An 11,823-nucleotide genomic window follows, 5' to 3' on the forward strand; every position below is an offset into this window, starting at 1 on the left:
CCCGCAAACGAGCCGAACACCACAACTGGCCGCCACCCGCACCAGCCACCATCAGCATCGCCCGGCAGCACCCGACCTAAATCACCAGCATTGGGGCTAAGCGGGGGCGGTCGCTCCGGCCGCCCCCGCCTCCGCGTCCGCCCCCGGAGCCTTCCGCTGCCGCACGACCACCGGGTTCGTCTCCGGCAGGAGGGCGAAGCAGGCCAGTGAGACCAGGGCGATCGCCGTCAGGTACACCGCCACGGCCCACGGCGGGCCGGAGCCGTCCGCCAGGGCCGTCGCCACGATCGGGGTCAGGGCGCCGCCGAGCACCCCGCCGAGGTTGTAGCCGACCGCGGCGCCCGTGCAGCGGATCCGCGGGGCGTAGAGCTCGGGCAGGTACGCGCCCACCACCGCGAACATCGTGACCATGCCGAGCAGGGCGCCGAGCAGGCCCAGCGTCATCAGCAGCGGCTCCGCCGTGCGCAGCAGGGCCACGAACGGGAACATCCACAGCGCGGACGCGGCGCAGCCCGCCAGGCACAGAGGGCGCCGGCCGTAGCGGTCGCCGAGCACCGCGACCGCCGGGGTCGCCAGGCCCTTGACCGCGACGGCGGCCATGACACAGGCCAGCATCACCGAGCGGTGCACCCCGAGGTGCTCGGTGGCGTACGCGAGGGACCAGGTGGTGGCCGCGTAGAAGACCGCGTACCCGGTGGCCAACGCCCCGCCGGTCAGCAGGAGCAGCCGCCAGTGGCCCCGTACGACCTCGGTCAGCGGGGCGTCGGCCCGACGGCCGGTCTCGGCCAGGGCGCGGAACTGCGGGGTCTCCTCCACCGAGCGGCGCAGCCAGAGCCCGGCCAGCGCCAGGAGCCCCGCGGCCCAGAACGGCACCCGCCAGCCCCAGGCGGCGAACTGCCCGTCGCCCAGCGTGCTCGACAGGGCCAGCATCAGGCCGTTGGCCAGCAGGAACCCGGCCGCCGGACCCATCTGCGGGAAGCTCGACCACAGTCCGCGCCGTTCCTCCGGGGCGTGCTCGGCGGTCAGCAGTACCGCGCCGCCCCACTCGCCGCCCAGGCCGAGGCCCTGCAGGAAGCGCAGCAGGACCAGCAGGACGGGTGCGGCCGCGCCGATGGAGGCGTACGAGGGCACGCAGCCCACCGCCACCGTGGCCACACCGGTCAGGAGCAGGGAGCCCAGCAGCACCGGGCGGCGGCCGTGGCGGTCGCCGATGTGGCCGAAGAGGACGGAGCCGAGGGGGCGGGCCAGGAAGCCGATGCCGAAGGTGCCGAAGGCGGCGAGGGACCCGGCGAGCGGGGAGAAGGAAGGGAAGAACAGCGGGCCGAGCACCAGGGCGGCGGCGGTGCCGTAGACGAAGAAGTCGTAGAACTCGATGGCGGTGCCGGCGAGGGAGGCCGAGGCGAGCCGGAGCATCGAGGGCCGTGCGGGGGCGCCGGCCCGTACGGGGACAGGGGCCGGGGTGCGGGCCGGGCCCGCGGTGGGGGAGGGGTCTTGTCGCATGGTGCAGCAACTACCCCGCCCCGCACCGTCAGGACAGGCGTTCGGCGATCATCGACCGGAAGGGAGTGCGGCCCGGCGCGAGGTTGACGAAAGCCCCCGCGCGGGCCGTCGAGGGCCCCGCTACCAGCCGCGCTCGCGCCACTCGGCCAGGTGCGGGCGCTCCGCGCCGAGCGTGGTGTCGTCGCCGTGGCCCGGGTAGACCCAGGTCTCGTCCGGCAGCACCGCGAAGAGCTTGTGCTCCACGTCGTCGAGGAGCTGCCCGAAGGCCTCCGCGTCGCCGTGCGTGTTGCCGACGCCGCCCGGGAAGAGGCAGTCGCCCGTGAACACGTGCGGGTGGCCGTGCGGGTCGTCGTAGACCAGGGCGATCGAGCCCGGGGTGTGGCCGACCAGGTGGCGGGCGGTCAGCGTGACCCGTCCGACCGTGATCGTGTCCCCGTCCGCGACGAGTACGTCGGTCGGGACCGGGATGCCCTCCGCGTCGTGGGCGCCCGCGTAGGTCCGCGCGCCGGTGGCCGCGACCACGGCCTGGAGCGCGCCCCAGTGGTCGCCGTGCTGGTGGGTGGTGACCACCGAGGCGATGCCGCCGTCGCCGATCAGGCTGAGCAGGGTCTCCGGCTCGGCGGCCGCGTCGATCAGCAGCTGCTCGTCGGTGGCCCGGCAGCGCAGCAGGTAGGCGTTGTTGTTCATGCCTCCCACCGCGACCTTGGAAATCATCAGGTCCGAGAGTTCGTGCACGTCGGCCGGACCGCCGACCTTGACCGCTCCGCTGTACGTCATGCAGGCAATCCTAGAGCGGGGGGAGGCCGGGCAGGGCGTCGCCCGCCAGCACGGCGAGGTGGGCGCCCCGGGAACCGCGTCCGGCCAGCCAGCCGAGCAGCTCGTCCGCGGGGCCTTCGAGGACCACCGGGGTGCCCTCCGTGCCGCCGGTGTGCCAGAACTTCCCGGGTGTGGTCCGCAGTGTCACCGGCGGTACCTCCGGACGGCCCGACCAGCGGTCGGCGAGAAAGGCGATCTCCCGCTCGGTGAAGTCCTCGGAGAGGTCCGCGAGCTCGTAGCCGATGTTCAGGTCGACGTGGTGCAGCTCGACCTCGATCAGGCGCCGGAAGGGGACGCGGGCGGCGACGTCGGTGACGCCGTTGCGCAGCTCCACGACGCGCGTCCAGTCCTGCGGGCGCCCGGCCACGGCCTCCCAGCGGGCCGCGGAATTCCGGACGTCCTCCAGCTGTTCCACCAGGGGCCGGCCGAAGTCGCGCGCGATGTCGGCGTCGCGGGCGTCGCCGCTCTCGTACATCGGGCGGCCCTCGAAGACGTTGACCAGGGCGTCGGCGTTGCGGGCGAGGTGGGCCAGGATGTGGCCCCGTGTCCAGCCGGGGAGATGTGACTCTTCGGCCAGGGCGGCGTTGTCCAGCTTCGCGGCCGCGGTCAGCAGCCGGTCGGTGGCTTCACGTACAGATCGCAGGTCGTGCACATGATCAATCATGCGGCCGAGCCTAGTGGTTCACGGGGGTCCGCCACACGATCGGGTGAAGCGGTCGGCGGAGTGCCTAAAATCGAATGCACGTGCTATACGCTCGGAGTCCAGTCTCCAAGTCCACGGCAGAGGCGCCCCCCAATACCCTGGGACGGGGGCCCGTGCCCCCCGCTCTCTCAAGAAAGGTGCGGACCGGCGTGACCGACCGTCTCATCGTTCGTGGCGCTCGCGAGCACAACCTCAAGAACGTCTCGCTCGACCTGCCCCGCGACTCCCTCATCGTCTTCACCGGACTCTCCGGTTCGGGCAAGTCCTCCCTGGCCTTCGACACGATCTTCGCCGAAGGCCAGCGCCGCTACGTCGAGTCGCTCTCGTCGTACGCCCGCCAGTTCCTCGGGCAGATGGACAAGCCCGACGTCGACTTCATCGAGGGCCTCTCCCCGGCCGTCTCCATCGACCAGAAGTCCACCTCGCGCAACCCGCGCTCCACCGTGGGCACCATCACCGAGGTCTACGACTACCTCCGCCTGCTCTTCGCGCGCATCGGCAAACCCCACTGCCCCGAGTGCCGCCGGCCGATCTCGCGGCAGTCGCCGCAGGCGATCGTCGACAAGGTGCTCGCGCTGCCCGAGGGCAGCCGCTTCCAGGTGCTGTCGCCGCTGGTGCGCGAGCGCAAGGGCGAGTTCGTCGACCTCTTCTCCGACCTCCAGACCAAGGGCTACAGCCGGGCGCGGGTGGACGGGGAGACGATCCAGCTCTCCGAGCCGCCCACGCTGAAGAAGCAGGAGAAGCACACCATCGAGGTGGTCATCGACCGCCTCACCGTCAAGGACGGCGCCAAGCGCCGGCTGACCGACTCCGTCGAGACGGCCCTCGGGCTGTCGGGCGGCATGGTGATCCTGGACTTCGTCGACCTCGCCGAGGACGACCCCGAGCGCGAGCGGATGTACTCCGAGCACCTCTACTGCCCGTACGACGACCTGTCCTTCGAGGAGCTGGAGCCGCGCTCCTTCTCCTTCAACTCGCCCTTCGGCGCCTGCCCCGAGTGCACCGGCATCGGTACGCGCATGGAGGTGGACCCGGAGCTGATCGTCCCGGACGAGGACAAGTCCCTGGACGAGGGCGCGGTCTCGCCGTGGTCGCTCGGTCACACCAAGGACTACTTCCAGCGGCTGATCGGCGCGCTCGCCGCGGAGCTGGGCTTCCGCACCGACATCGCGTGGGCCGGACTGCCGCTGCGGGCGAAGAAGGCCCTGCTGTACGGCCACAAGACGCAGATCGAGGTCCGCTACCGCAACCGCTACGGGCGCGAGCGGGCCTACACCACCGCCTTCGAGGGCGCGGTCCCGTTCGTCAAGCGGCGGCACTCGGAGTCCGAGAGCGACGCCAGCCGCGAGCGCTTCGAGGGCTACATGCGCGAGGTGCCCTGCCCCACCTGTCAGGGCACCCGGCTCAAGCCGATCGTGCTGGCCGTGACGGTGATGGACCGCTCCATCGCCGAGGTCGCGGCGATGTCGATCAGCGAGTGCGCGGACTTCCTCGGGCGGCTGAAGCTCGACGCCCGCGACAAGAAGATCGCCGAGCGGGTCCTCAAGGAGGTCAACGAGCGGCTGCGCTTCCTCGTCGACGTGGGCCTCGACTACCTCTCGCTCAACCGTGCCGCCGGGACCCTGTCGGGCGGTGAGGCCCAGCGCATCCGGCTGGCCACGCAGATCGGCTCCGGCCTCGTGGGCGTGCTCTACGTCCTGGACGAGCCCTCCATCGGCCTGCACCAGCGCGACAACCACCGGCTCATCGAGACGCTCGTACGGCTGCGGGACATGGGCAACACGCTCATCGTCGTCGAGCACGACGAGGACACCATCAAGGTCGCCGACTGGGTCGTGGACATCGGCCCGGGGGCCGGCGAGCACGGCGGCAAGGTCGTGCACAGCGGCTCGCTGAAGGACCTGCTGAAGAACGGCGAGTCGATCACCGGGCAGTACCTGTCCGGCAAGCGGTCCATCCCGCTCCCGGACGTACGCCGTCCCGTGGACCCGGCGCGCAAGCTCACGGTCCACGGCGCCAAGGAGAACAACCTCCAGGACATCGACGTGTCCTTCCCGCTGGGCGTGCTCACGGCGGTGACGGGCGTTTCGGGCTCGGGCAAGTCCACGCTGGTCAACGACATCCTGTACACGCACCTGGCGCGCGAGCTCAACGGCGCGCGGTCGGTTCCGGGGCGGCACACGCGGGTGGACGGCGACGACCTCGTCGACAAGGTCGTGCACGTCGACCAGTCGCCGATCGGACGGACCCCCCGGTCCAACCCGGCGACGTACACCGGCGTCTTCGACCACGTCCGCAGGCTCTTCGCGGAGACGATGGAGGCGAAGGTGCGCGGCTACCTGCCGGGCCGCTTCTCCTTCAACGTCAAGGGCGGCCGCTGCGAGAACTGCTCGGGCGACGGCACGATCAAGATCGAGATGAACTTCCTGCCGGACGTGTACGTCCCGTGCGAGGTCTGCCACGGCGACCGGTACAACCGGGAGACGCTGGAGGTCCACTACAAGGGCAAGTCCATCGCCGAGGTCCTGAACATGCCGATCGAGGAGGCCTCGGAGTTCTTCGAGGCCGTTCCGACGATCGCCCGGCACCTGCGCACGCTGAACGAGGTCGGCCTCGGGTACGTGCGGCTCGGGCAGTCCGCGCCGACGCTCTCGGGCGGTGAGGCGCAGCGCGTGAAGCTGGCTTCGGAGCTCCAGAAGCGGTCGACCGGGCGCACGGTGTACGTCCTGGACGAGCCGACGACGGGTCTGCACTTCGAGGACATCTCGAAGCTGATCAAGGTGCTTTCGGGGCTGGTGGACAAGGGGAACTCGGTGATCGTCATCGAGCACAACCTCGACGTCGTCAAGACCGCGGACTGGGTCGTGGACATGGGCCCCGAGGGCGGTTACGGCGGCGGTCTCGTCGTCGCGGAGGGCACCCCGGAGCAGGTCGCGTCGGTGAGCACGAGCCACACCGGCAAGTTCCTGCGGGACATCCTCGGAGCGGACCGGGTCTCGGACGCGGTGGCCTCGGGTTCGGCCCGGCCGGCGAAGAAGGCCGTGTCCGCGGCGAAGAAGGCCGCCGCCACGAAGGCCGTCGCCACGAAGGCCGTGGCGAAGAAGGCCGTCGCGAAGAAGGCCGTCGCCACGAAGGCGGCTCCGGCGAAGAAGACGGCGCGGACCCCGCGCAAGGCGTAGCCCGGGGTGGCTGGCGCCCTGACCGGAAGGTTCGCCCACGGAACCTTCCGGTCGCGGCGTCGGCCGGACGCCCTGGTCAGGTGGCGATGCCGATCGCGTGGCCCGCGGCCGCCGGGTCGGAAAGGGCGGTCAGGAGGGCGTCCGCCACGTCCGCGCGGGGGATGAAGCGCCCGCCCGGCACGTTCCCGTCCACCGCCCGGCGGTAGGCGCCCGTCCGCGGCCGGTTCAGCAGCCTCGGCGGCCGGACCACCGTCCACCCCGCCCGGCTGCCGGCGATCGCCGCCTCCATGACCGCCAGGTCCGCGTACACGTCCCGGAGGACCCGCCGCAGGACGGGCAGGACGAGCACCCGCGCGATCACCCCGTCCTCCGGGGGCACCGGCCCCAGCGGGGCCGCGCTGACCGCCGACAGGCGGGTCACCCCCGCCCGGTCCATCGCCGAGACGATGGCCCGCAGGGCCGGACCCGCGACCGGGGTGAGCCGGGCCTGCTTGTTGCTGGACGCCCCCAGCGCCGAGACCACCGCGTCCCGCCCCGCCAGCACCGGGACGAGCGCGTCCTCGTCCGTCAGGTCCCGCACCACCGCCACCTGGAGCCGGTCGTGGGCCGGCACGTCCAGCCGCGCCGGATCGCGGACGACCGCCGTGACCTCGTGGTCCGCCTCGAGTGCCTGCCGGACCACCTCGCGGCCGACCCCGCCCGTGGCTCCGAACACCGTGATCTTCATCCGTGGCTCCCGAATCGAGACAGGTGGGTGAGTGTTTACTCACCTCTGCTTCCGTTAGGGTGAGTGAATGCCCACCTCCAAGTCAAGCCGGCCCACCCCCGAGCGCCTGCTGGACGCCGCCGAGACCCTGATGCGCACCAGCGGCCTGGCCAACGCCACCACCAAGGCGATCGCCCGCGAGGCCGGCTGCTCGGAGGCCGCGCTCTACAAGCACTTCACCAACAAGGAAGAGCTGTTCGTGCGCGTGCTCATGGACCGCCGGCCCAACGCCGGAGCGATGATGGCCGCGCTCACCACCGACCCGGGGGAGCAGTCGGTCGAGGAGCGGCTCGCGGTGATAGCCCGCTACGCCTCGCTCTTCTACGCCGACGCCATGCCCATGGCTGCCTCGCTCTTCGCCGACCCCGTCCTGCTCACCCGCCACCGCGAGGGCGTGCGGCAGATCGGCGCCGGACCGCACGTGGTGCTGGAGGCCCTCAGGGGTCACCTGGTCCGCGAGCTCGAACGCGGCCGGCTGCGCCCGGACGCCGACCCGCGGGCCGCCGCCGCACTGCTCCTCGGCGCCTGCTTCCAGCGGGCCTTCTTCCTGCACTTCTCCGGCCCCGACACCGTGCAGCCGGTCGAGGAGTTCGCCCCGGCCGTGGCCCGGACCGTCTGGGCCGCTATCCGCTGAGCTCGGAGGCGTACGGGGGCTCCGCGCCCGCCCGCGCACAGGTCAGCGCGGCCGCGCGGGCGGCGTACGCCAGCACCTCGGGCCAGTCCACCGGACCGGCGCCCGCGAGCCCGGCAGCGGCCGGACCGGAGCCCTCCTCCGCACCGTCCGCGAGCCGGTGCAGCAGAGCGGCGTTCACGGTGTCGCCCGCGCCGATCGTGTCGGCCACGGCGACGCGGCACGCGGCCACCGAGTGCTCCGCTCCCTCCCGCGTCCACACCGTCATTCCCGCGGCGCCGCGGGTCAGCACCACCGCCGAGGTTCCCGCGGCCAGCCAGTCGCGGACCCCGCCGCCCAGCCAGGCCGCGTCCTCCTCCGACAGCTTCAGGACCGAGACGTACGGGAGCCAGGACAGGAAGCGCCTGCGGTAGGCGGTCGGCTCCGCGATCAGTGCCGGGCGGACGTTGGGGTCGAGGAAGGTCAGCACCCCGCGCCCGTGCTCCCGCCGCAGCAGGGCCTCGTAGGCGCTCGCCCCCGGTTCCAGCACCAGGGAGCACGTGCCGAGCGCGAGGGCCCGTACGCCCCGGGGGAGGGCGGGCGGCAGGCGGAACAGCCGGTCGGCCGTGCCCTCGACGTAGAACCCGTACGAAGCCGAGCCGTCCGGGGCCAGCGAGGGCACGGCCAGGGTGGTGGGCTCCGGCCCGCGCTGGACCAGGGACAGGTCCACGCCGGCCGCCCGCAGCCCGGCGAGCAAGGAGGCGCCGAACCCGTCCTTCGAGACCCGGGAGCAGAAGGAGGCCCGCGCGCCGAGCCGGCCCAGGGCCAGCGCGGTGTTGTACGGCCCGCCGCCCGGCCGGGGCAGCAGCGCCCCCGGCGGCTCCGCGACGGGCACCAGGTCGATCAGGGCTTCTCCACCGACGACGATCACGCGGGGGAAGCTACCCCATCGGGCGCCGGTATCGTCGGTCGGGCCCAGCCGAGCCTGAATCCGGGGAGAACCGCATGTCCGCGTCGCAGTCAGCCGCCCGCCGAACCGTGCTCAAGGGCGCCGCCGCGCTCGTCGGGGCCACCGGGGCCGGCGTGACGCTCGCGGCCTGTTCCACCGGGGGCAACGGCGCCTCGGGCTCCCCCGCGGTCCCCACCGCGCCCGTGGAGCTGGGCGCCGCGGCCGACGTGCCGGTCGGCGGCGCGAAGCTGTTCCGGGAGGGGAAGGTCGTGGTCAGCTGCGCGGAAGCCGGGCAGTACAAGGCCTTCAGCGCCACGTGCACGCACGCGGGCTGCGTCCTGGACAAGATCGTCGAGGGCGAGGGCAGCTGCCCCTGCCACGGCAGCCGCTTCGACGTGACCACGGGCAAGGTGCTGCGCGGCCCGGCCACCGACCCGCTGCCGGAGGTCCCGGTGAGGGCCGAGGGCGGGAAGCTCATCGCGGGCTGACCCGCGGCCGCCCGCACGGCCGACCTGCGGCGCGGCAGGCGGACCGGCCCGCGGCGCGGCATGCGCGCCGACCCGCGGCGGGGCAGGCGGGCCGACCCCGGCCGGCCCGGGACAGGGGCTCGCTTCCCGTCGTCCCGGCGGCCGGGTACGCGGCCGGCAGGACCCGGGCTCACTCCCAGTCCCAGCCGATCCCCAGGATCCCCCGCCGCACCGCCTGTTCCACGAGGTGCACGGACCGGTGCGGTCCGCTCGGGGAGAGGTCCGAGACCTGCCCGCGCGGTGCCTGCGGCCCGCTGCGGGTGAAGCGGCGCCAGCGCACCGGCAGAGCGGCCTCGTCGAAGCGGACCTGGAGCACGTACTGCCCGCCGGTGTAGCGGAAGCCGCGCACGTACTCGGTGCTGCGGCCGGCGGTGCCGTCCTCGAAGCCGTAGCCGAAGACGTACGTGTCCCCGGCGCGCAGCCGGGCGTCGAAGAGCAGCTCGGCGACGACCACCCCGGCCTCGGGATGGCGGCGGATCCGCCCGGTCCGGCAGTTCTCGTCGGCCCGCACCCGTACCCGGGCCGGATCGCAGCCCGGGTCGCCGTGGTGGACGGCGACGTACCGGTCGACCCCGTCGCGGTGGGCCCGTACGACGTGCTGCGACTCCCGGCCCAGCAGTTCCCCGGCGGGCCCGATCCGGACCCGCTCGTGGTGTCCCACGGTGTGCACGCCGCCGTCGGCGGGCAGTTCCATGGCGGCCAGCAGCCCTTCCACGGCCGAGCCCACGCTCACCAGGGCCCGGTACGAACGCGCGTGCGGCCGCGGGGTCTCGGGCCCGGCGCCGGGCTCCGGCGCCGCCAGCAGCCGCAGCAGTGAGCCTTCGGGCAGGTCGAGGATCTGCTCCAGGGCCCGTACGGCCTTCAGGGACTCGGTGCGGCGCGGGCGGCGGGCGCCCTGCTGCCAGTAGCTGAGACTGGTCACGCCGAGTTTGATGCCGCGGGCGGCCAGCCGGTTCTGCACCCGGTGCAGGGGCAGTCCGCGCGCCGTGAGGGCCGCGCGGAGCGCGAGGTGGAAGGGCCCGGCGCGCAGGACCTCGGGCAGCTCCGGGGCGCCGGGGCGGCCGCCGTCCGGGGGCGGCGGGAGTGCCGGGGGTGCGCTGTCCGCGCTCGACCGCATGACGGCTCCTCCTGTGAACGTTCACGCGACGAGGTGCGGACGGTCCCGCGGGTGACGTCCGGGGCCCGGGTGGGTCCAGGTGGGTCCCGGTGCAGCGGGGGCGGACGTTCACACTCCGGCCCCACCGTTCACACGTCGATGTCAGGGCGTATTGAAGCCTGTTGACCTGTTCCCGACAACACCCTGATGCTCCTCCACAGCGTCCGGACGCGCTCCTCCACCCCCACTCCCCACTTCGGGAGGAACGCGATGCGCAACCGAAACCGGCGGCTTTCCCTGGCCGCCTTCCTCACCGCCATGCTCCTCGCCCTGCCCACCGGTGCCGCCACCGCTGCCGCCACCCCCACCGCCGGCAGCGGTACGGGCACCACGACCGTCACCCTCCCCGCGAGCGCCGACAGCTCCGACAGCGCCGACAGCGCAGGCAGTGCCGCCCTGGCGGCCAAGCGGCTGAACGTCACCATGCAGGCACAGCAGAAGACCAACTGGTGCTGGGCCGCCGCGGGCAACACCATCGCCACCTGGTTCGGCCGCACCTACAGCCAGAACCAGTTCTGCAACGCCGCCTTCAACCGCCAGCAGGGCTACGACTGCCCGAACAACCAGGCCAGCCTCGGCAACGTCCAGACCGCGCTGCGCTGGGCCGGCATCAACTCGGGCTCCTACGTGAACGGCTGGCTCCAGTACTCCACCGTGCAGGGCGAGATCAACGCCGACCGCCCGGTCGAGACCCGTATCCAGTGGTCCAACGGCGGCGGCCACATGCACGTCGTCTACGGCTACGACACCGCGAACAGCTGGGTGTACTGGGGCGACCCGTGGCCCTCCAGCGACCGCTACAACTGGGCCTCCCACGCCTGGTACGTGAACAACAGCACCTTCTCCTGGACCCACTCGCTCTACCGGATCGGGGCGTGACCTCATGAATCCTCGCCTCGCCGCGGCCCTGGTCGCCGCGACCGCCGCGCTCGCCCTGGCCCCCACCCAGGCGACCGCCGCTCCCGTCCCGCAGCCCCGGAGCGCCACCGCCGAGACCCTGGCCGCCGCCGAACGGGCGGCCACGGCCCCCGACACGCTCGCCACCCTGTCCCGCTTCTTCGCCCGCGAGGGCAAGGTCACGCTCACCGCCGCGCAGCCCCGCATCGAGGGCGGGGCGATCGCGGTGAACTACCTGTCGCCGGAGTTCGTCGCCGGGAAGGCGGACGCGAGCGTGGCCCGGCTGGAGTTCCTCGCCAGCAGGGCCGTCTCCTCGGACGGACAGCAGGCCGTGCTGTGGACCGCGCAGACCGAAGCGGGCTGGCAGGTGGTGAACATGGCCACCGGTGACGACGAGTTCCGCTACGCGCAGCTCGGCGCGGCGAAACTGCCGGGCGGGACGGTCTTCCGCGAGCCGCAGATCGACGCCTGGTACGTGGCCGGGGGCGGCAGGGTGCTGCCCCTGGACGAGGACGCGGTGCGGGCCGTCGGCGAGCAGGGCACCGGCCTCCCCGCCTACCGGGCACGCGTCGTGAAGGCGTACGGGGACAAGCTGCCCGGATCCGCCTACGCCCGGTCCGGGAAGGCCGGCGGCTTCACCCCCACGGAAGCCGCCGCCGGGTCCGGATCCGCCTCCGGACCGGGTTCCGTCGCGGTGACGGCGGCCGCCGGCGCCGCGGT

11 protein-coding genes are annotated in these 11,823 nt (G+C 73.1%); 5 read left to right on the forward strand and 6 right to left on the reverse strand.

What is annotated here, in order from left to right; translation table 11 throughout:
- Positions 1 to 96: 96 nt before the first annotated feature.
- The 3 genes from ABZY44_RS35630 to ABZY44_RS35640 all read right to left on the reverse strand — a co-directional run bounded on the left by ABZY44_RS35630 (position 97) and on the right by ABZY44_RS35640 (position 2,980).
- Entirely contained in the window at positions 97 to 1,413 is a 1,317-nt protein-coding gene (locus tag ABZY44_RS35630) for an MFS transporter (protein ID WP_356661343.1), read from the reverse strand.
- Positions 1,414 to 1,620: 207 nt separating this feature from the next.
- Positions 1,621 to 2,277 carry an MBL fold metallo-hydrolase gene (locus ABZY44_RS35635; RefSeq protein WP_356661323.1) on the reverse strand — a complete coding sequence of 219 codons (657 nt, stop codon included), beginning with the start codon at positions 2,275 to 2,277 and terminating at the stop codon, positions 1,621 to 1,623.
- Positions 2,278 to 2,287: 10 nt separating this feature from the next.
- The gene (locus ABZY44_RS35640; protein WP_356661325.1) at positions 2,288 to 2,980 is read right to left on the reverse strand and encodes a maleylpyruvate isomerase family mycothiol-dependent enzyme; all 693 of its coding nucleotides are present in this window, start codon (positions 2,978 to 2,980) and stop codon (positions 2,288 to 2,290) included.
- Positions 2,981 to 3,168: 188 nt separating this feature from the next.
- On the opposite strand from ABZY44_RS35640, the gene uvrA reads away from it, so the two are divergent.
- On the forward strand, positions 3,169 to 6,198 hold the full coding sequence (gene uvrA / locus ABZY44_RS35645; protein ID WP_356661327.1) for an excinuclease ABC subunit UvrA: 3,030 nt from the start codon (positions 3,169 to 3,171) through the stop codon (positions 6,196 to 6,198).
- A gap of 76 nt (positions 6,199 to 6,274) precedes the next feature.
- Here uvrA and ABZY44_RS35650 read toward each other — a convergent pair whose 3' ends face one another.
- Positions 6,275 to 6,925 (reverse strand): NAD(P)H-binding protein, encoded by a 651-nt coding sequence (locus ABZY44_RS35650; RefSeq protein WP_356661329.1) that lies wholly within the window; start codon positions 6,923 to 6,925, stop codon positions 6,275 to 6,277.
- A gap of 67 nt (positions 6,926 to 6,992) precedes the next feature.
- Between ABZY44_RS35650 and ABZY44_RS35655 the strand changes: the two genes are divergently transcribed.
- Positions 6,993 to 7,598 carry a TetR/AcrR family transcriptional regulator gene (locus tag ABZY44_RS35655; RefSeq protein ID WP_356661331.1) on the forward strand — a complete coding sequence of 202 codons (606 nt, stop codon included), beginning with the start codon at positions 6,993 to 6,995 and terminating at the stop codon, positions 7,596 to 7,598.
- On the opposite strand, the gene ABZY44_RS35660 is transcribed toward ABZY44_RS35655, so the two are convergent.
- Positions 7,588 to 8,505, reverse strand: coding sequence for a carbohydrate kinase (locus ABZY44_RS35660; RefSeq protein WP_356661333.1), 918 nt, complete (start codon positions 8,503 to 8,505; stop codon positions 7,588 to 7,590). The two genes, ABZY44_RS35655 and ABZY44_RS35660, sit on opposite strands and share 11 nt — an antisense overlap.
- Before the next feature lie 74 nt (positions 8,506 to 8,579).
- Here ABZY44_RS35660 and ABZY44_RS35665 point away from each other — a divergent pair, with 74 nt between their 5' ends.
- Positions 8,580 to 9,011 carry a Rieske (2Fe-2S) protein gene (locus tag ABZY44_RS35665; RefSeq protein ID WP_356661335.1) on the forward strand — a complete coding sequence of 144 codons (432 nt, stop codon included), beginning with the start codon at positions 8,580 to 8,582 and terminating at the stop codon, positions 9,009 to 9,011.
- A 169-nt stretch (positions 9,012 to 9,180) separates the two neighbouring features.
- Here the strand turns inward: ABZY44_RS35665 and ABZY44_RS35670 are convergent, their stop codons facing one another.
- Positions 9,181 to 10,167 (reverse strand): hypothetical protein, encoded by a 987-nt coding sequence (locus ABZY44_RS35670; protein ID WP_356661337.1) that lies wholly within the window; start codon positions 10,165 to 10,167, stop codon positions 9,181 to 9,183.
- Between the two features lie 249 nt (positions 10,168 to 10,416).
- Here ABZY44_RS35670 and ABZY44_RS35675 point away from each other — a divergent pair, with 249 nt between their 5' ends.
- Both ABZY44_RS35675 and ABZY44_RS35680 read left to right on the forward strand, forming a co-directional pair.
- Positions 10,417 to 11,085, forward strand: coding sequence for a papain-like cysteine protease family protein (locus ABZY44_RS35675; protein ID WP_356661339.1), 669 nt, complete (start codon positions 10,417 to 10,419; stop codon positions 11,083 to 11,085).
- Positions 11,086 to 11,089: 4 nt separating this feature from the next.
- The coding region (locus tag ABZY44_RS35680) for a hypothetical protein (RefSeq protein WP_356661341.1) at positions 11,090 to 11,823 on the forward strand (734 nt) is incomplete at its 3' end.

This window comes from Streptomyces sp. NPDC006544 (assembly GCF_040611715.1).
Lineage (GTDB): Bacteria > Actinomycetota > Actinomycetes > Streptomycetales > Streptomycetaceae > Streptomyces.